Here is a 17,662-nt window from a genome sequence, read left to right on the forward strand (position 1 = left end):
GGCGATTCGCCGTGCGCGACGGGTCCCGCGCTGAATATTCGGCCGGTGCTCACCGTAGGGCGCGATGATCGGTCGGCCACTTCGGCGGGATCACCTTCGAGTTTCATTGTTTCGATACTCCGTTTTCCACGATGACCGTGCCCCCGCTCCTCGGACGGTGGAGCGCGAAGAAGGCCGTGACCGCCTGTGCGATCGCATCCGAAACGCGGGCCGCGATGCACGCCTCCCGCACGGAGTAATAGTGTCGCGCCTCACAGAGGAGGCTACTTCATGTTACGTGTTACGTCAATCGTAATTTGTAAAGCTCACACGCCCGACGCTCGAGGGCCGGTGCGGGATCAATTCGATTGGTATGAAATATTTTTCATTCAATCGAGGCCGCCGCTCGGTACCACCCTCGCCGTCGCGAACTACTGTCGGCTCGCGCCGGTCGCACTATCGGTCGAACAGCACGGGCAGCCCGTCCGCGACCGAATCGGCGAAAACCGGCTCGCGCTTGGCCAGAAAGGCGTCGACTCCTTCGCGCAGATCGCCCGATCTCGCGCGCGCGTGGATACCGCGCGATTCCGCGTGATGCGCGACTTCGGGACTCTCGGCGCCGAGCATGCGCCACAGCAGTTCTCGCGTCATAGCCACCGACACCGGCGACGTCCCGGCCACCAACGATCGCGCGATCTCGAGCGCACGCGGCAGCAGCCGCTCGGGCGGGAGCACCTCGCTGACCAGTCCGTGGTCCAATGCCTCCGAGGCCGAGACCATTCGGCCACTCAGCGTCCACGTCAACGCGGTGGAAATGCCGACGATTCTCGGCAGGAACCACGAGGAACACGCCTCGGGAACCAGCCCGCGGCGCGTGAACACGAAGCCGAAACGCGCGGTGTCGGAGGCTATCCGAATATCGGCGGGCAAGGTGCTCGTCACGCCGACGCCGACCGCGGGACCGTTGACGGCGACGACCACGGGTTTGTACGAACGATGGATACGCAGCGATACCTCACCACCGACGTCGGGTGGGATGGCACCGGCGTCATCGGATTCGGCGACGAAGGTGTCCGCGCCGTCGACGAGGTCGGCGCCCGCGCAGTAGGCGCGGCCCGATCCGGTCATGACGATCGCGCGTACCCCGTCGTCGCGGTCGCATTCGTCGAACGCGGCGAGCAGCTCGTCACGCATCTGCCGATTGAACGCGTTCAGCCGATCCGGGCGATGCAGGCGAATCACGGCGATCTCGCCGTCGCGGTCGAGTCGTACGACCCGCGCGATCCCAGCCGCCGACGTCATCGCAGTTTCTCGAACCGGTCTGCGACGTCCCGATATTCGGCGCGGATGGCGGTCTTCGACAGCTTGCCGCTCGGCAGTCTCGGCAGCGGCTCGTCCCTGATGATCACATATCGCGGCACCTTGTAATCGGCCACGAGACGATCACAGTGCTCGATGATCGCGGCTTCGTCGACATCGCCGCTGACCTTCACGATCGCGGCCGGGGTCTCACCGAATCGGGGGTCGGCGGCCGCGATCACCGCGACCTCCTCGACACCGTCGATACCTCCGATGACCCGTTCCAATTCGACCGGGGAGATGTTGATGCCTCCGGTGATGATGAGGTCTTTCAAGCGGTCGACGAACCGCAGTCGACCTTCTTCGTCTCGGCTACCGAGATCACCACTGTGCAGCCAGCCTTCGCGCAGCGCCGTCGCGGTCGATTCCGCGTCGTTCCAGTATCCCGGCGTCACCCCGGGGCCACGCAGCAGGATCTCGCCCTCGACCCCCGGCCCGGCGGTGCCGCCGTCCTCGGTGACGACCTTCACCTCGGTGAAGATGGAACCCGTGCCGCAGGAATCCGGGTGCTCGCCTGCCTCTCGGACCAGCGTCGCGGTGGCGACGCCACCGGCCTCGGTCATACCGTAGATCTGCCGCAGCGCGACCCCCTTCTTCGCCCACCGCTCGAGCAGTGCGACCGGCACCGCGGCGCCACCGACGATGGCGGTCCGCAGCGAACTCAGATCCGCGTCCTCGAATTCGCCCGACCGCGAGATCGCCTCGAAGATCAGCGGGACGCCGAACAGGGCCTGCACGTCGTGCTCGGCGAGCAGTCGGGCCGCTCTGCCCGGCACGAATTCCTCCTCGATGACGATCTTGCCCCCGAGCACGATGGTCATGAGCAGGCCCCACACCAGCCCCGGTGTGAACACCAGCGGCAGGACCAGCAGAGTCGTGCTTCCCGGGCGCAGCCCTTCCTCGACGAGGGACGCTTCGAAGACGATGCTCAAGAGGGTGCGATTGGTGCAGATCACCCCCTTGGACAGCCCCGTCGAGCCGCTGGTGAACAGCAGCGCCGCGGGTTCGTCCGGCTCCGGGTCGACACGGAAGTCGTCGGCCTCGCCCGCGCGCAGCGCGACGAACTCCTCGAATTCGATGGAGGCGAACGCCCCGCCCAGACTCCTCGTCTCGTCGACCGAGTCGACGAATTCGCCGGGCAGAACGACCGCGGTGATGCCCGCGTCGTCGACCACCTTGCGCAGTTCGGCCGGTTTCAACCGCGGGTTGAGCGGCACCAGGACGGCGCCCGCCTTCATCGCGCCGATGGCGATGGCGGACCAGGCCGAGGAATTCGGCCCGAGCACGCCGACGCGAACTCCGTTCCCGAATCCTCGGTCCACGAGCGATCGCGCGATCCGACTCGACCAGTTCTGCAACTCCCGGTAGGTCAGCGCGTCGTCGCCGACGACGATCGCGGTCGTATCCCCCTTGGCGCGAGCCCACCAGCTCAGGGCGGATCCGATTGTCGCTGCCATGATTTTCTCAACTCCTAGTCGTGGTACCCGACGCGAGGCGGGCCACCCGATCGAACGTGACGCGCGTCACTATTTATCTAATGGCGGTAGTTTAAACGAGTCAGAGGTCGAGCACCAGCCGCCTGCCGCGGCAGCGTGACACGCAGATCATCATCGCGTCGCCCGCCGCTCGCTCCTGCTCGGTCAGCACCGAATCGCGATGATCGGGCGCACCTGCGAGCACCGCGACCTCACAAGTCCCACAGGTGCCTTCCAGACACGAGAACTCGACCGAGACCCCGGTGCGTCGCAGCGCGTCGACAATGCTCTCGGACGCCCCGACGGAGAGCGTAGTACCGGTGCGACCCAATTCGACCTCGAACGCCCGATCGACCACACGCTCGCCTGTCGCCTTCGGCGCGAACCGCTCGACGTGGACATCGATGCCGCGCTCACGACCCAGTTCCTCCACCGCCGAGAGCAACGGTTCGGGGCCACAGCAGTAGACGGCGACGCCCGCGTCGGTGGCGTCGAACGCGCCCGCGATATCGAGCAACCCGGCCTCGTCCTGCGGGTGGATCTCGACGCTGTCGGGAAAGGCGCGAACCAGTTCTTCGGCGAACGCCATACCCGAACGCCTGCGACCGCCGTACACCAATCGCCACGGGGCGCCGAGTCGCTCGACACCGCGCACCATGGGCAGCAGTGGCGTGATTCCGATTCCACCGGCGATGAACAGATACGACGGCGCCTCAACGAGCGCGAAATGATTACGCGGCCCGCCGATTTCGAGAATGGCACCTTCTCGGAGCTCGTCGTGGACGAAGACCGAGCCGCCTCGCCCGGAATCCTCACGAAGTACCGCGATCGTCACCGCATCGGCGTCGGCCGGGTCACCGCACAGCGAGTACTGGCGAACCAGGCCGGGGCCGAGTACCAGATCGATATGCGCACCCGGCTCCCACGACGGCACATCGCCGCCGTCGATATCGGCGAGTCGCACCGTTACGACGCCGTCGGCGACTGTCTTCTTGTCGACCAGCCGCATCCGCCGCGGCGGCAGGCCGATCATGACCTCACTCATCGGTGTTCACTCCCAACAGAATCCACATTCCCAACCTGCGCACCGAATGCCGGACCGGTCATCCACGCCGATCGGCAGGCGGCTCGGCCCACTCCCCCACCTGATAGCAGGCGTGCGCCTGCTCCTGCTCGAACGACAGCAGGCGCGACATTCGCACCGCGCCCTCGTCGGACGGGTCCACGCGCATCCGGGCCAATTGCGCGCCGCTGTCGCGAAGCCGCTCGAGCGCGCGAGTCAGCAGAGCGGCGCCGAGCCCCACCCCTCTGGCATCGGCGCGCAGGACCAGCGCACGCACCGAGGCGGCTCGCAGTTCCGAGTGCTCGTGCAGTCGGGTATCGAACCACACGAAACCCAGGTCCCCACCGGTCGCATCGGAGGCTGTGAGCACCGCGCCCGCGTGCTCGGCGTATTCGGCGCGCAGCCGATCGACCTGCGAGTCGTTCAGATCCGCGTGCTCCAGAACGTCGCGCACACACGCGTCCGCCGTCGATCGATCGGGCGGCTCATCGATCGTCACCCCGCCCGGAACCACCGCCGCGTCGAGCGGCGCCGCGAACGGTCCGTCCAGGTGGCGCAGCACGGTCCACAGTCGCGCCACCGGCCGCACGCCGAACCGCCGAGTCAACCGTGCCGCCGCGGGGTGATCGCCATATGCCCACGCGCGCAACGCCGTTGCCCCGGTCCCGCACCAGCCGCCCGGCGCCGACACCGCCAATCCCAACTCCTCGACCAGAGTCGTCGCGATACCGCGGGACCGATAGCGGGGATCGACCACGAGCGCGACACTCCCGTGACCGCCGCGCTCGATCGACAGTCGCAGGTAGGCCGCCATCACCATGGGCGTGTCGGCGCGGACGCTCAGGTCGCGACGCACCTTGATCGGCAGATGCCACACCGCATGCTCGCCACCTTCCCCCGAGGCCGCCTCCCACGGGTCGATCGTGGTGAAGCCCGCTTCCATGTCGTAACGGCCCGCGGCGGTGACCAGCGCCGACACTTCGGCTCCGGCACTGTCGTCGAGCCTGCGACACCAGGCGTAAGTGATCATCTCGCCGCACTCCTCCCAGAGCCTCCCGTTTACACATAAACCTACATGAGTTAGATTTATAAGGGAATCGCGACAGCTCAGCCAGACAATGGAGGAATGCCATGACCGAGGTCGGGGCCCCACGCGAAGAACGCATCCGACGCGCGCTGACTCATCTGCGCAACGACACGACCGACGAGTACGAGCACATCACCTGGTTCGAGCCGGTGGAGTTCACCGATCCCGCGATCGCCGCTCGCGAACGCGACCTGATCTTCGGCGGATCACCGTCCATCGTCGCGCACGGCTCCGAGATCCCCCGCCCCGGAGATTTCTTCACCCTGCGAATGCCGAGGAACAACATCATCGTCGTGCGCCAGCGCGACGGCGGCGTGAAAGCGCTGGTCAACCTCTGCCGCCATCGCGGCGCCCTGGTGGAGAAGCAGGAGAAGGGCCGCTGCCGACTGTTCTCCTGCCCGTATCACCGGTGGTCCTACGACACCGACGGCAGCCTGCGCACCATCACCAGGGACAACACCTTCGGTCCGGCCGAGCGCGAGAATCTGGGGCTGATCGAACTGCCGACCGAGGAACGCCACGGCTTCGTCTGGGTGGTCGACGACGCCGACGCCACCATCGACGTCGCGGCGTGGCTCGGCCCCGAGATGGACGCCATCCTCGAATCCTACGAGTTGGCGGCGAAGATCTGCGTCCAGGCCGAAGGCTTCGACGAGCCGGTCAACTGGAAGATCATGCAGGACGCCTTCCTCGACGGCTACCACATCCAATACGCGCACCCCAACACCGCCGCCAAACACATCCACACCAATGTCATGGCCTTCGACGACTTCGGACGTCACTGCCGGTTCATCGCCCCCCGCAAATCCATCGACCGCTGGATCGAAGAAGACCCGGGCGACCGCAGCCTCGCCTGCGACGTCACCGAAACCCACTTCCTGCTGCCCAACAGCACCTTGCTGCGCCAGCCCGACCACTTCCAGCTGCTCACCTTCCGCCCGCACCCCACCGATCCGCAGCGGTGCCGCATGGAGATGCGACTGATCGTTCCACCGGTCGAACAGACCGACATGACCGAAGAGCGATGGACCCGACTGTGGGACAAGAACTGGCAGATCCTGCTGGACGTCCTGCACGCGGAGGACTTCCCGCTGCTGCGCGACTCGCAGCGCGCGATGACCAGCGCCAGCGCGGGCCGCATGGTGCTCGGCCGCAACGAAATGGCCAACCAGGTGTTCCGGCGTGAAACCCGGAAACTGTTGGCCCCGCACTGACCGACGTGCGGGGCACATCGCCCCGACACGGGAAGGATCACTTTGAAGACAGACCTTTTCGACGGCGACCACCTGCTCTTCGCCGAAACCGTCCGCGGGTTCGTCGAACGCCATGTCGTGCCGAAGATGGAGAAATGGGACTCCGAGCGTCTCATCGATCGCGACACCTGGCTCGCCGCGGGCGAACAGGGACTGCTCGGCCTCTCGGTTCCCGAGGAGTACGGCGGCCCCGGCGAGACCGACTATCGCTTCCGGGTGATCGTCCAGTCCGAGATCGCCCGCGTCGGCGCCGCCGCGCTCCAGTCGGGATTCTCGACCAATGACGACATCGTGCTGAACTACTTGCTGCGCCACGCGAACTCCGAGCAGCGTGCGCGCTGGCTGCCGGGCTTCGTCACCGGCGCGACCATCGGCGCGATCGCGATGACCGAGCCCGCGGCGGGCAGCGACCTGCGGGCCATCCGGACCACAGCCGTCGCCGACGGCGACACCTGGGTGCTCAACGGATCCAAGACCTTCATCACCAGTGGCATCCTTGCCGATCTCGTCATCGTGTTCGCGATCACCGATCGCGCGGCGGGCTCCCGCGGCTTCAGTCTGTTCGTCGTCGAGGACGGGACACCCGGATTCAGCCGGGGACGCAAACTCGACAAAGTCGGCCTGCACGCCCAGGACACCGCCGAGTTGTTCTTCGACAATGTCCGGATTCCCGGCGCGAACCTGCTCGGCGAACTCGGCCAGGGCTTCGCCTACCTGATGCGGAGCCTGCCGCTCGAGCGACTCGGCATCGGGATCGCCGCGCAGATGTCCGCCGAAGCCGTACTCGCCTGGACCCTCGACTACGTGCGCGAGCGGCAGGCCTTCGGCAAGTCCATCGGCGAATTCCAAGGGCTCGGATTCACCCTCGCGGAATTGCAGACCGCGGTCGAGGTCTCGCGCGCCTATATGGACCGGTGCGTTCGCGAATACAACGCGGGCGAGCTCACCGCCGTCGATGCCGCGAAAGCGAAACTGTGGGCAACCGAGTTGCAGGGCAAGGTGATCGACGCGGGCGTCCAGATGCACGGCGGGTACGGCTACATGATGGAGTACCCCGTCGCGAAAGCCTACGTGGACGCGCGGATCCAGCGGATATACGGCGGCACCAACGAGATCATGAAGCAGATCATCCATCGAGACCTGCTCGGTCGATGAGCCTCGCCCGTCGGCGGCGCGTCTCGGGTATCCCGATCACCACGGCAGATCCGGACTCGTCGTCGAACCGGCTGGCACCTGCCGACCGCGCGGCCGAACGGCCGGACGATCGAGCGACATCCTCGGCGCTCCAGGTGATCGGGAAGCTCCCATCGCGACATCGGGCGCCACGTCGGCGGTATCCCGCGTCACACATACCACTCTATACATAAGACAACTTTTGTCAAACGTCTAGCGATATTTGTAATACAGCTCCGGGCCTGCGTTGGCTGCGACCGTGTCATGAGCCACCAGCACCCGTCACCGCCCCTGCCAGCGCGGAGCCCGTTTCTCGGCGAACGCGCGCGCACCTTCCCGCGCGTCCTGTGATGCCAGCACCTTCGCGACCGCTTGTTCCTGCGCGGCGAACCCCTCGGCGTCGACCCAACGCGCCGCACCGGCGACGATCTGTTTGGTGGCCTCGACCGCCAGCGGCGCGTTGCACGCGATCCGCATCGCGAGTTCCCTGGCGTCCGCCACAGCGGCGCCCGGTTCGGACAAGACATTCACCAGCCCGTACCGATGTCCGTCCACGGCGGAGAGCGGCTCACCGGTCAGTGCGATCTGCATCGCCAACTGGTAGGGCAGCGTTTTCGGAAGCCGCAACAGACCGCCCGCCGCCGCGACGAGCCCGCGTTTGACCTCCGGAATCCCGAATCGCGCGGTGCGCGATGCCACGATCAGATCGGCGCTGAGGGCGAGTTCGAAACCACCCGCGAGCGCCCAACCTTCGACCGCGGCGATCAGGGGTTTGGTCGGCGGCCGTTCGACGAGGCCACCGAAACCACGGCCACGGACGAGCGGGGCCTCGCCGCGCAGGAACGCCTCGAGATCCATACCGGAGCAGAACGTGCCCCCGGCGCCGGTGAGGATGCCGACCACGAGATCGGAACGGCCCTCGAACTCGTCCACGGCGGCGGCGATTCCCCGCGCTGTCACGCGGTCTATGGCGTTGCGCACCTCGGGGCGGTTGATCGTGATCACCGCGATCCCGTCGCCGAATTCCGTCAGAACTGTGTCGGTCATACTTCCTCCTCGGAACGCGGTACGCGTGCGAAATGCGCCGCAGGTGGCTGACGCCGGACTATGCGAACATCGACCGGATACCGGCCGTCAACTCAGCATATATCTACAGTCATTAGATTAAACACCAGAGCGGGCGCCGCGGGCCGCCCCGGCGCGCGAACAGCGGATCACCTACGGCCAGAGCCGCGAACACGGCAACGGTGGCATATCGGGATGGACGTCACGGTCGATGCAGATCTCCGAATCCGCGCGCAGGCTCATGCTGCGCGCGAAACCCTCCGCCGCCGATCGGTGACACTGGAAATCGAGCAGCAAGCCGGTGGACTTGAACAGAACCCGCACATGGCATCGTCGCGAGTCCAGCACGTAGCGACCGAGCGCGACGAGAAGTTCCAGCGCGGCGGCGCGCTGGACGCACGCAGCGCCTTTCCAATGGGCGTGCCGCTGCATGATGCGATGCGCCGATTGCGCGGTCAACGACGTCGGCCGCTCGGAACACGCTGCTGCGTTCACGTGAATCGCCTCCATGGCGTGCTTCCCCGTCGATACGTGACAACGACGGATTCGGGCAACTCCGCTGGACCGAACCAGCATAGTGACATCATACAGATCACGTCATATGTTCCACAGAGCTTGGCTGACAAATTACGATTGACGTCATCCGTATCGTAAAGTAGTTTCTCATGTGAGGCACAGCACATTCGCTGCGCGGGCGCGTCGGAGCCGCGCCTCGGCCCGTGGCACGCCATCGGCCGCCGCCTCGCCTTCCACTCGGCGATCGCTCGGTCGGACCGGTCGTGCCGATCCATACAGCCCAATCCCCCACAGCGGAGGAACAATTCATGAAGCTCGAAGGCAAAGTCGCCGTCATCACCGGAGCCGGATCCGGCTTCGGCCGTCAGTGTTCCCAACTCTTCGCATCCGAGGGCGCCAAGATCGCGGTCGTCGACATCGATCCCGATCGCGCGGCTCAAACGGTGAAGCTGGTCGAGGAACAAGGCGGAACCGCTATCGCGCTGACCGCCGATGTCGCCGTCGAAAGCCAGGTCCAGACCGCCGTCGCCGCGACACTCGAGGAATTCGGCAAGCTCGACATCATGTTCGCCAACGCGGGGATCGTCTCCCGCGGCGGTGTCCCCTCCGTCGCGGGCGGCGAGCAGGTCGACTTCCAGGACCTCACCGACGCCGACTGGCAGCATGTGCTCGGCGTCAACCTCAGCGGCGTGTTCTATTCCGCCAAGGCCGCAGTGCCCGCGCTGCGCGCCAACGGCGGCGGCACGATCCTCGCGACCTCGTCCGCCGCGTCGTTCGTCGCCTACCACAACATCGCGCTGTACTCCGCCACCAAGGCGGGGGTCAACGGGCTCGTGCGCGGCCTCAGCCTCGACCTCGGCAAGTACGGCATCCGGGTCAACGCGATCGCCCCGACCCACGGCATGTCCCCCAACTTCCTGATGCCTGCGGGTTCACCGGTGGTCGGCCAGTCCTACGAGCAGGTCGCGGGCCCGTGGGACGCCTCGGTGTCCCCGATTCCGCTCAAGCTCGAACGGCCCCCGTCGCTGGTCGACAACGCCAAAGTCGCGCTGTTCCTCGCATCCGACGATTCCGCCTATATCTCGGGACTGGTCCTGCCCTCCACCGACGGCGGCACGCTGTCCCGCGTCGGCATGTGGTTCGCCGAGGACAAAGGCTCGCCCGGGGATCTCTGACATGGCCGACGCCCCTGCTCGTCTCGTCGTCGACCGCGACGCGTGTGCCGGTCACGGAATGTGTTATGGGATCGCCCCGTCGCTCGTCGAACCCGACGAGCAGGGTGACCCGGTCGTGCTCGTCGACCCGATTTCCCCGGCACAGTCGGCAGACGCCGAAACCGCGGTCTCCGTCTGCCCCGAGCGCGCACTGTCGCTCGTATCCGCCTCACCACCTTTCGACCCCGAGGGATCATCGCGATGACCACTGCCGCCGAAGTTCCGCCCGATCTCGTCGTCGACTTCGATGTCTACGACAGCTCGATGGCGTTCCCGATCGACAATGTCCAGCAGCACGTAGCCGAACTCGCCGCCAAAGGCCCGGTGGTCTACTCCACCGCATACGGCGGCCATTGGATCGTGACCGGATACCAGGAAGTCCACGAGGTCCTGCGCGACCACGAGACCTTCTCCAGCTATCCGAACAACCTGGTCACCACCACAGCGGGTTTCGGAAAATTCATTCCGATCGAACTCGACCCCCCGGAACACACCGGTTACCGGCTCGCACTGCAACCGCTGTTCAACCCGACCCGTATGAAGGCGCTCGAGACCGATATCCGAAAGGTCGTCACCGAACTCATCGACGGATTCTCGGGAAAGGGCGAGGCGGAGTTCATCGCCGAATTCGCGCACGAACTTCCCACCCGTGTATTCCTGGCCCTGATGGACTGGCCGATCGAGGACGCGCCGCTGTTCACCGACGCGACCGATATCGTGCTCACCGGTATTCCCGGAGCCAGTGCGGAGGAATCCGACCGGGCCCGTGGCGAGGCCGCGTTCCAGATGCTCGGCTACTTCCAGAAGATGATCAACGAGCGTCGGCAGAACCCCGGCACCGACATCACCTCGCAGCTCATCCACGCCGAGTACCAACTCGACGGCGGAGCGCGCCAATTGACCGACGAAGAGCTCAACCGGATGTTCTTCCTGTTGCTCATCGCGGGTCTGCACACGGTGCAGGGCTCACTGGCATGGAGTGTCGTCCATCTGGCGAACAACCCCGATCGGCGCCAGGAGATCATCGACGACGACAGCGTGATCCCCACCGCCGTCGAGGAGATCCTGCGCATCGAGGCCGCCGTCGTGCCCGGCCGAAGGGCAACGCGGGCAACGGAACTCGGTGGCGTGCGGATCGCGGAGGGCGATCAGCTGATCCTCATGCTGTGTTCGGCCAACCGTGACTCCGCGGAATTCGAGAACCCGAGCGAACTCGATCTCTACCGGATGCCGAACCGCCACCTCTCCTTCGGCGCGGGCGCACACCGCTGCATCGGGTCACACCTCGCGCGCATCGAACTCAAAATCGCGCTCGAGGAACTGCACCGACGCATACCGGACTACAGCTTGGTCGAATCCGACCCGCCGGTCATGCATTTCAGTCAGGTTCGAGGCTGCACCCGACTGCCGATCACGTTCACTCCGCAACACTGACCGAGCACGGCTGTACGGAGGCGCGACGAGGCATCGTCGCGCCTCCTCGACGAGATGCGCCCGACCCCAGGTCGGCCGCGCACCGAGGTGACAATGATCACCGCGCCCCGGCGCACTCGCATCGTCGGGGTACCTGCGAAATCGCCACGACCACAGGTATCGGCACCGCGACACGCGCCCGCGCGTCCATTCCGGCCTCGCGCTACAACAACCCGGCGCTGCGTCGGACACACAACGTCCGACATATGACAGGTATCGTCAGTTCTACGCCCGTTGGGCAAATCAATACCGCGGAGGACAGGACGAATGGCTCGACGTAACAGCAACGTGCTCAGTCAGGACGTCGAGGTGGCACGCGGGCAAATACTGGAGGCAGCGCAATCGACCTTCCTCCATTTCGGTGTCGCGAAGACGACGATGGACGATATCGCGAAAGCCGCCGGAGTATCGCGGCCGACGATCTACCGATACTTCCGCGACCGGGACACCCTCATCGCCGAGCTGATCCGACTACGCGCACGCAAGCTCTTCGTCCGCGGCCGAAAATATGTGCTCGACCGCGAACACTTCCGCGATCAACTCATCGACGGGCTCATCTACCTCGTCGATCACGGCCGGAAGGACCCGCTCATCCGTCTGATCGTGAGCCCGGAGCACATGGACCTCGCGGCCGCGGTCATCGGCACCTCGAAACTGGCCAGCGATCTGACCCTCGAGATGTGGGGACCGATACTCGACAAGGCGCGCGAACGTGGTGAAATGCGCTCCGATATCGACAATCGAAAAGCTTGTGAATGGCTCGGACTCGTGCAACTCATTCTCGTCGGTCGTTTCGACTACGACGATCCCGCCGATCCGGCGCACCGCCGGATGCTACAGACCTTCCTGCTACCGTCGTTCGTACACGGATAATCTAAATCCTGTAGATAAGATAGGCAATAGCGTTCGGGAAGGCCGTGCGGTGCGGCAGCGAACACCGCACGGCGCGGACTACGATCGAATACCGCACCGCGCCAGGTAAGCCGACCGAGCGCGCGACCACCGAGCGAAAGCGTGCCATGCCTCGTCCTTCGAAGCCTTTGATCAGCCGCGCCGCCACCGTGGCGGCGTCCATCGAGATCATCGACTCCGAAGGACTCGATGCCTTCAGCATGCCGAGGCTCGCCAAACACCTGGGCGTACAAGCACCTTCCCTCTACCACCATTTCGCCGACAAATCCGAGATACTCGCCGCGGTGGCGCGCTCCATCGCGGGCGCCGGTCCGATGCCGCGCAGGCGCCCGGGCCCCGACTGGCCCGAATTCTTCGTCACCTTGGGACTGAACCTGCGCAAGTCGATTCTGCGCCACCGCAACGCCGCACCGATTCTCATCCAATATCTGCCCCGTGACCTGCTGATCGGCACCTACGAGGAGACAGCGCAGTTCCTGCGGGCGTCCGGGGTGCCCTTACACCTGCATGTGCGGATCCTCGACGGTATGGAGCGGATCACGATCGGCGCCGCACTCACTGAGGCCATGCGCCCGACCGGCACCCGTGCGATCTTCCCCAACATCGATCGCGAAATGCAGCCGACGCTCGCCGAAGCGATCGATGCGAACGAACTGACCTCGAAACAACTATTCGAGGAAATGATCCGCTGTTTCCTCTATGGCGTGATGCGCGAGGCACGCGAAACAGCTTCTGTCGAAACGAGCGAAGTCAGCGCCTGACCGAACCCGCCATCGGAGGCAGCGAGGCGATGTCCCCCGGAGACGGGGAGAATTCCCGGGAACATCGCCGAACGCTCGACGCGACGACTACCGGACCGGTGCGGGCATGTGAACGGTCTTGACCTCGAAGAACTCCGCGAGACCCTCCGCGCCGCCCTCGCGGCCGAGCCCGGACTGCTTGTATCCACCGAACGGCAGCGTGAAGTCGATGACCGATCCGTTGACGCTGATGGTTCCGGTCCGGATGCGCTGGGCGAGCGCGTAACCGCGGTCCAGATCCTCGGTATACACCGCACCGGACAGGCCGTAGACGGAATCGTTCGCGATCGCGACGGCATCGTCTTCGTCCTCGTAGGTGATGACCGAGACGACCGGCCCGAAGACCTCCTCCTGTGCGACCCGCATGTCGTTGCGCACACCGTCGATCAAGGTCGGCGCGACGAAATAACCGTGGTCGAGCCCGTCCGGGCGACCGCCTCCGACCACGACGGTCGCGCCTTCCGCCTCGGCCGCGGCGATGTAGCCGAGCACGCGATCGAGATGGCGCTGCCCGGCGAGCGGGCCGAGGAAGTTCGTCGGTTCCCACGGATTCCCGATCGGCAGCGCCGAGTACGCCGCCGCCAGCGCCGCGACCACCTCGTCGTGGCGAGCACGCGAGACGAGAACGCGGGTCAAGGCGATACACGCCTGCCCCGACTGCAGACAACCGCCCATCGGCAGTGACTGCATGACATGCCCGAGGTCGGCGTCGTCGAGGATGATGGCGGCGGATTTGCCGCCCAGCTCCAGGGAGACTCGCGCGATCCGGTCGGCGGCCAAGGCGGCGATCCGACGTCCCGCCGATGTGGAGCCGGTGAAGGTGACGTGGTCGACATCCGGATCGGTCACCAGCGTCTCCGACACCTCGCGATCGGCGATCAGCACACTGACCACCCCTTCGGGGATGCGGCCCTCGGCCACGAGTTCGGCGATGACGTCGGCGAACACCGCGGGCGACAGCGGCGCGTCCGGGGCGCCTTTCAGCACCACCGAGCAGCCCGCCGCCAGCGCCGGAGCCACCTTGAAGGAGATGGTTCCGATCGGACCGTTCCACGGAATGATCGCGGCGACAACGCCATTGGGCTCTCGGAGAATCCGGGATACTCCGCCGTCGGCCCTCGGGCGGTCCTCGCGGACCTCGAACTCGCGGGCCTGCGCGGCGACCGCGCGGAACAAGCCGGCCGTCATCTGTTGGGTCGGGCCGCTGACCGCCACCGGAATGCCGACCTCGAGCACGCCGATCGCGGTCAGTTCCGCGACGCGCAGCTCGAGCCGGTCGGCGATCTCATCGAGCACATCGGCTCGCTCGGCCATCGTCTTGGCCGCCCACACGCCCGCGTCGAAGGACGCGCGGGCGGCCGCGACCGCCTTCGCCACGTCTTCGGCCGTGGCCGCGCGCACTCGCGCCGCTCGCTGTTCGGTCCACGGGTCGATGACATCGATCCAGTCCTCGCCGCTCGAATCGGCCCAACGGCCACCGATGAAGACCTGCTCGCGGTCGGCGACCAGTGATGTGGCGGACGTGATGTCGGTGGTGCTCATGTATTGATCCTTCTCAGCGGTTGTCGCGGCAGGCATCGGCGGTCGTGGTGATGCCGGTGACGTGGTGTGCCTCGCCGGAGGCGAGGAAGGCGCGGCGGTCGGTGACCTCGACTGCCGCGCGGGAGTCCGAGGGGCACGGCGTTCGGGTAGGCGCGGTCGGGGTTCGCGGCGACGAAGCGCCGCGTGCGGCGTGTCACTCACCGTTCGAGTAGTGACCTACATCTCACATCAAAATACAAACATCGTCAGATGTCAATTGTTTCGCTGTAATTGTCATCGGCCGACACCGGTCGCGTCGACAACGGTTCCGGTGCGAACTTCCGCGACCACCGCGAGCTGCGTCGATGCGTCGCTCGGCGGCGGTTGCAGCACGCCCGCGCGCACCAATTCATCGATCTCCTCGGCTCCCATGCCGAGCAGTTCGCCGCAGATCGACCGTGTCTGCTCGCCCGCGACCGGCGCTGGCCGCACCGGCGGGTCGGCGATCTCGGTGAACGCCGCGGCGCGCGCGACGCCGGGCAGCCCGGCGAGCAGCAGCGGGTGCTCGATCGTCGTGAACGAGATCCGCTCGCTCAACTGTGGGTCGTCGAGCAGTTGCGGCAACCGCGCCATCGCGCCCGCTGGCACGCCCGCCTCTTGCAGACTCGCCGCGGCGACGCCGGGCTCGCGCTCACGCAGCCAAGCGGCGAGCACGGACTCGATCTCGCCTCGATCGGCGACACGGCCTGCCGCCGTGGCGAATCGCGCGTCGGCCGCCAGGTCGGGACGGTCCAACGCCTCGCACAGCGCGAACCACTCGCGATCCTCGCGAACCGTGACCACACACCACTCGTCCTCGCCGCGACACGCGTACACCCCGCTCGGCGCGGCATCGGGGTCGGAGTTGCCGGTCGCGCGGACGGTCCCCGGCCGCAGCCCGTCGACGACGAGTTGGGTACCGAGTTGCACGAGCGCCGTATCAGCTTGCGCCACTTCCAGATGTGCGCCACGTGCGGTTCGGGTGCGCTCGATCAGCGACGCGAGCACCCCGACCGCCGTGACGTGTGCCGCGATGTGGTCGGGGTAGACGGTGGCGCCGTCGCACAGCAGTTCGTCGTTGTCGGGATAGCGCCACAGCGCCGAGACACCGCACGACGCGCGCACCAACGGGCCGTACCCGAGCCGCGTTCGCCAGGGACCCGCGTCACCGAACGCGCTGGATTCGGATACCACTATGCCGGGATTGATCTCGGCCAGCGCCGCGTAGGAAAACCCCATCGATGCCAGGGTTCCCGGTTTGAAGTTCGCGAGCACGACGTCGGCGTCCGCGACCAATCGACGGAATATCTCGGCTCCCCGTGGACTGCGCAGATCGAGGCCGAGGCTGCGCTTGTTGCGATGCCCCCACGCCACGGACGCGGCCAGAGCCGCGCCGCGTTTGGACTGGCGCAAGCCGTCCGGGAAGTTCGTGTTCTCGATCTTGACGACATCGGCGCCGTAGTCGGCGAACTGGCGGCTCAGTTCGGCGCCGAACACGATGACACCGAGGTCGAGGACACGCAACCCGTCCAGCGGCGCGGTATCCGGACTTCGGCGACCGGCGCCGCGGACCGCGCTCGCGGGCACGGAGCGCATCGACACGGAATCGTCGTGCTCCCCGAGTTCGGGCGCCCGACCACGGATCCCGGCGCGCTCGCCGCCGATTCGAAGGTATCCGGACGGCACCCGCGCCCGGCGTCCGGCGGCGATCTCCGCGTCGACGATCGCGCCGGACACCGCGAAATGCTCGGTCTCGAGCACCTCGGTCAGCGAGTGCACGCCACCGACGGGTACACCCCGCCGCGCCCCCTCGGCGACGAGTTCCCCCTGGGTGCGCTCCGCGAACAGCGCTTCGATCAGCGGACGCAGTCGGGCCGCGGCCGCGAACCTGGCGGGAATGGTGTCGTATCTCGGATCGGCGAATTCGGCGGGCGCTCCGAGCCATTCGAACATCGCGCGCCACTGGCGCCGCGCCAGCAGACAGATACGCACCTGACCGTCCTTGCACGGGAACACCGGATAGAATTCCGCCGCGTTCGGCCGGTCGCGAGGAAAATCCTCCGACCGACCCGCCGCCGCCGAACCCTGGGTGCCGAAGCCGGGGTCGAAACCGTGGACCATGGCCTCGTACGCGGACAGATCCACCGATTCCCCACTGCCGGTCTCGAGACGCCGGTAGTAGGCGAGCAGTGCCGCCCACGCGGCGTGCACACCGACGGTCCCCTCCACCAGGCCGGGCGGTGGCAGCAACGGCTCGGCGCCGGGAGCTCCCGATCGTGACAGGACTCCTGACATCGCGTACAACACCGGCTCACTCGCGACCCAGCGCCGGTACGGCCCGGTCCGTCCGAAACCGGTGATCGAGACCCAGACCAATTCGGGTGTGGCGCCGCGGATGTCGTTCGCCCCGACACCGCGGTCCTCGAGCACGCCGGGCCCGAGGGATTCGACGACGATGTCCGCGGTCGCGGCGAGCGCGCGGAACCGATCGCGGCCCCCCTCGTCGTCGAGGTCGACGGTGATTCCCAGCTTGTTCGCGTTGTGGAGCGCGAACGGGATGCTGATCCCGTCGACGACAGGTGTCGCATGCCGGGAGCGTGATCCGGTCGGGGGCTCCACCCGGATCACTTCCGCCCCGAGGTCGGCGAGGTATCGGCCGCAGGACTCACCGAGCCCGTCGGTGAGGTCGAGTACGCGAATCCCGTGCAAGGGAAGTGCCATCGTCTGCTCCGT

16 protein-coding genes are annotated in these 17,662 nt (G+C 66.5%); 7 read left to right on the plus strand and 9 right to left on the minus strand.

What is annotated here, in order from left to right; all coding sequences use genetic code 11:
• Positions 1–435 precede the first annotated feature (435 nt).
• From IT779_RS32615 to IT779_RS32630, 4 genes are all read right to left on the minus strand, one after another.
• Positions 436–1,281 (minus strand): enoyl-CoA hydratase-related protein, encoded by an 846-nt coding sequence (locus IT779_RS32615; protein WP_196153333.1) that lies wholly within the window; start codon positions 1,279–1,281, stop codon positions 436–438.
• Positions 1,278–2,795, minus strand: a complete 1,518-nt coding sequence (locus IT779_RS32620; protein ID WP_196153334.1) for a class I adenylate-forming enzyme family protein — start codon at positions 2,793–2,795, stop codon at positions 1,278–1,280. Before IT779_RS32620 ends, IT779_RS32615 begins: the two co-directional genes overlap by 4 nt.
• Before the next feature lie 100 nt (positions 2,796–2,895).
• Complete coding sequence (locus tag IT779_RS32625) at positions 2,896–3,858, minus strand: PDR/VanB family oxidoreductase (RefSeq protein WP_232542325.1); 963 nt, start codon at positions 3,856–3,858, stop codon at positions 2,896–2,898.
• 58 nt (positions 3,859–3,916) lie between these two features.
• Positions 3,917–4,906 carry a GNAT family N-acetyltransferase gene (locus IT779_RS32630; RefSeq protein WP_196153335.1) on the minus strand — a complete coding sequence of 330 codons (990 nt, stop codon included), beginning with the start codon at positions 4,904–4,906 and terminating at the stop codon, positions 3,917–3,919.
• A 101-nt stretch (positions 4,907–5,007) separates the two neighbouring features.
• Here IT779_RS32630 and IT779_RS32635 point away from each other — a divergent pair, with 101 nt between their 5' ends.
• Both IT779_RS32635 and IT779_RS32640 read left to right on the plus strand, forming a co-directional pair.
• A complete protein-coding gene (locus IT779_RS32635; RefSeq protein ID WP_196153336.1) occupies positions 5,008–6,177 on the plus strand; it encodes an aromatic ring-hydroxylating oxygenase subunit alpha in 1,170 nt (389 codons plus the stop codon).
• Positions 6,178–6,219: 42 nt separating this feature from the next.
• Positions 6,220–7,371, plus strand: coding sequence for an acyl-CoA dehydrogenase family protein (locus IT779_RS32640; RefSeq protein WP_196153337.1), 1,152 nt, complete (start codon positions 6,220–6,222; stop codon positions 7,369–7,371).
• A gap of 300 nt (positions 7,372–7,671) precedes the next feature.
• Here the strand turns inward: IT779_RS32640 and IT779_RS32645 are convergent, their stop codons facing one another.
• Together IT779_RS32645 and IT779_RS32650 are read right to left on the minus strand one after the other, a co-directional pair.
• A complete protein-coding gene (locus tag IT779_RS32645) occupies positions 7,672–8,436 on the minus strand; it encodes a crotonase/enoyl-CoA hydratase family protein (protein ID WP_196153338.1) in 765 nt (254 codons plus the stop codon).
• Positions 8,437–8,607: 171 nt separating this feature from the next.
• On the minus strand, positions 8,608–8,949 hold the full coding sequence (locus IT779_RS32650) for a hypothetical protein (RefSeq protein ID WP_196153339.1): 342 nt from the start codon (positions 8,947–8,949) through the stop codon (positions 8,608–8,610).
• A gap of 329 nt (positions 8,950–9,278) precedes the next feature.
• Between IT779_RS32650 and IT779_RS32655 the strand changes: the two genes are divergently transcribed.
• From IT779_RS32655 to IT779_RS32670, 4 genes are all read left to right on the plus strand, one after another.
• Positions 9,279–10,145 (plus strand): SDR family NAD(P)-dependent oxidoreductase, encoded by an 867-nt coding sequence (locus tag IT779_RS32655; RefSeq protein WP_196153340.1) that lies wholly within the window; start codon positions 9,279–9,281, stop codon positions 10,143–10,145.
• A gap of 1 nt (position 10,146) precedes the next feature.
• On the plus strand, positions 10,147–10,389 hold the full coding sequence (locus IT779_RS32660) for a ferredoxin (protein ID WP_196153341.1): 243 nt from the start codon (positions 10,147–10,149) through the stop codon (positions 10,387–10,389).
• Positions 10,386–11,618 carry a cytochrome P450 gene (locus IT779_RS32665; RefSeq protein WP_196153342.1) on the plus strand — a complete coding sequence of 411 codons (1,233 nt, stop codon included), beginning with the start codon at positions 10,386–10,388 and terminating at the stop codon, positions 11,616–11,618. The genes IT779_RS32660 and IT779_RS32665 overlap by 4 nt, the downstream gene beginning before the upstream one ends.
• Before the next feature lie 306 nt (positions 11,619–11,924).
• Complete coding sequence (locus IT779_RS32670; protein WP_196153343.1) at positions 11,925–12,530, plus strand: TetR/AcrR family transcriptional regulator; 606 nt, start codon at positions 11,925–11,927, stop codon at positions 12,528–12,530.
• A gap of 1 nt (position 12,531) precedes the next feature.
• Here IT779_RS32670 and IT779_RS32675 read toward each other — a convergent pair whose 3' ends face one another.
• Positions 12,532–12,771: a hypothetical protein gene (locus IT779_RS32675; protein ID WP_196153393.1), complete on the minus strand. Its 240-nt coding sequence runs from the start codon at positions 12,769–12,771 to the stop codon at positions 12,532–12,534.
• Between IT779_RS32675 and IT779_RS32680 the strand changes: the two genes are divergently transcribed.
• Positions 12,677–13,330, plus strand: coding sequence for a TetR family transcriptional regulator (locus IT779_RS32680; RefSeq protein ID WP_196153344.1), 654 nt, complete (start codon positions 12,677–12,679; stop codon positions 13,328–13,330). The two genes, IT779_RS32675 and IT779_RS32680, sit on opposite strands and share 95 nt — an antisense overlap.
• Before the next feature lie 87 nt (positions 13,331–13,417).
• Here the strand turns inward: IT779_RS32680 and IT779_RS32685 are convergent, their stop codons facing one another.
• Together IT779_RS32685 and IT779_RS32690 are read right to left on the minus strand one after the other, a co-directional pair.
• On the minus strand, positions 13,418–14,911 hold the full coding sequence (locus IT779_RS32685; protein WP_196153345.1) for an aldehyde dehydrogenase: 1,494 nt from the start codon (positions 14,909–14,911) through the stop codon (positions 13,418–13,420).
• Positions 14,912–15,184: 273 nt separating this feature from the next.
• On the minus strand, positions 15,185–17,650 hold the full coding sequence (locus IT779_RS32690) for a CaiB/BaiF CoA transferase family protein (RefSeq protein WP_196153346.1): 2,466 nt from the start codon (positions 17,648–17,650) through the stop codon (positions 15,185–15,187).
• Between the last annotated feature and the right edge of the window lie 12 nt (positions 17,651–17,662).

The organism is Nocardia bovistercoris (assembly GCF_015674855.1).
Lineage (GTDB): Bacteria > Actinomycetota > Actinomycetes > Mycobacteriales > Mycobacteriaceae > Nocardia > Nocardia bovistercoris.

Bases quoted from the DNA above. Each gene is read 5' to 3' on its own strand.
- IT779_RS32635 (WP_196153336.1), top strand. From the start codon at position 5,008: ATGACCGAGGTCGGGGCCCCACGCGAAGAACGCATCCGACGCGCGCTG.
- IT779_RS32685 (WP_196153345.1), bottom strand. From the start codon at position 14,911: ATGAGCACCACCGACATCACGTCCGCCACATCACTGGTCGCCGACCGC.
- IT779_RS32620 (WP_196153334.1), bottom strand. From the start codon at position 2,795: ATGGCAGCGACAATCGGATCCGCCCTGAGCTGGTGGGCTCGCGCCAAG.
- IT779_RS32630 (WP_196153335.1), bottom strand. From the start codon at position 4,906: ATGATCACTTACGCCTGGTGTCGCAGGCTCGACGACAGTGCCGGAGCC.
- IT779_RS32615 (WP_196153333.1), bottom strand. From the start codon at position 1,281: ATGACGTCGGCGGCTGGGATCGCGCGGGTCGTACGACTCGACCGCGAC.
- IT779_RS32690 (WP_196153346.1), bottom strand. From the start codon at position 17,650: ATGGCACTTCCCTTGCACGGGATTCGCGTACTCGACCTCACCGACGGG.
- IT779_RS32665 (WP_196153342.1), top strand. From the start codon at position 10,386: ATGACCACTGCCGCCGAAGTTCCGCCCGATCTCGTCGTCGACTTCGAT.
- IT779_RS32670 (WP_196153343.1), top strand. From the start codon at position 11,925: ATGGCTCGACGTAACAGCAACGTGCTCAGTCAGGACGTCGAGGTGGCA.
- IT779_RS32680 (WP_196153344.1), top strand. From the start codon at position 12,677: ATGCCTCGTCCTTCGAAGCCTTTGATCAGCCGCGCCGCCACCGTGGCG.
- IT779_RS32655 (WP_196153340.1), top strand. From the start codon at position 9,279: ATGAAGCTCGAAGGCAAAGTCGCCGTCATCACCGGAGCCGGATCCGGC.
- IT779_RS32625 (WP_232542325.1), bottom strand. From the start codon at position 3,858: ATGAGTGAGGTCATGATCGGCCTGCCGCCGCGGCGGATGCGGCTGGTC.
- IT779_RS32660 (WP_196153341.1), top strand. From the start codon at position 10,147: ATGGCCGACGCCCCTGCTCGTCTCGTCGTCGACCGCGACGCGTGTGCC.
- IT779_RS32675 (WP_196153393.1), bottom strand. From the start codon at position 12,771: ATGCTGAAGGCATCGAGTCCTTCGGAGTCGATGATCTCGATGGACGCC.
- IT779_RS32645 (WP_196153338.1), bottom strand. From the start codon at position 8,436: ATGACCGACACAGTTCTGACGGAATTCGGCGACGGGATCGCGGTGATC.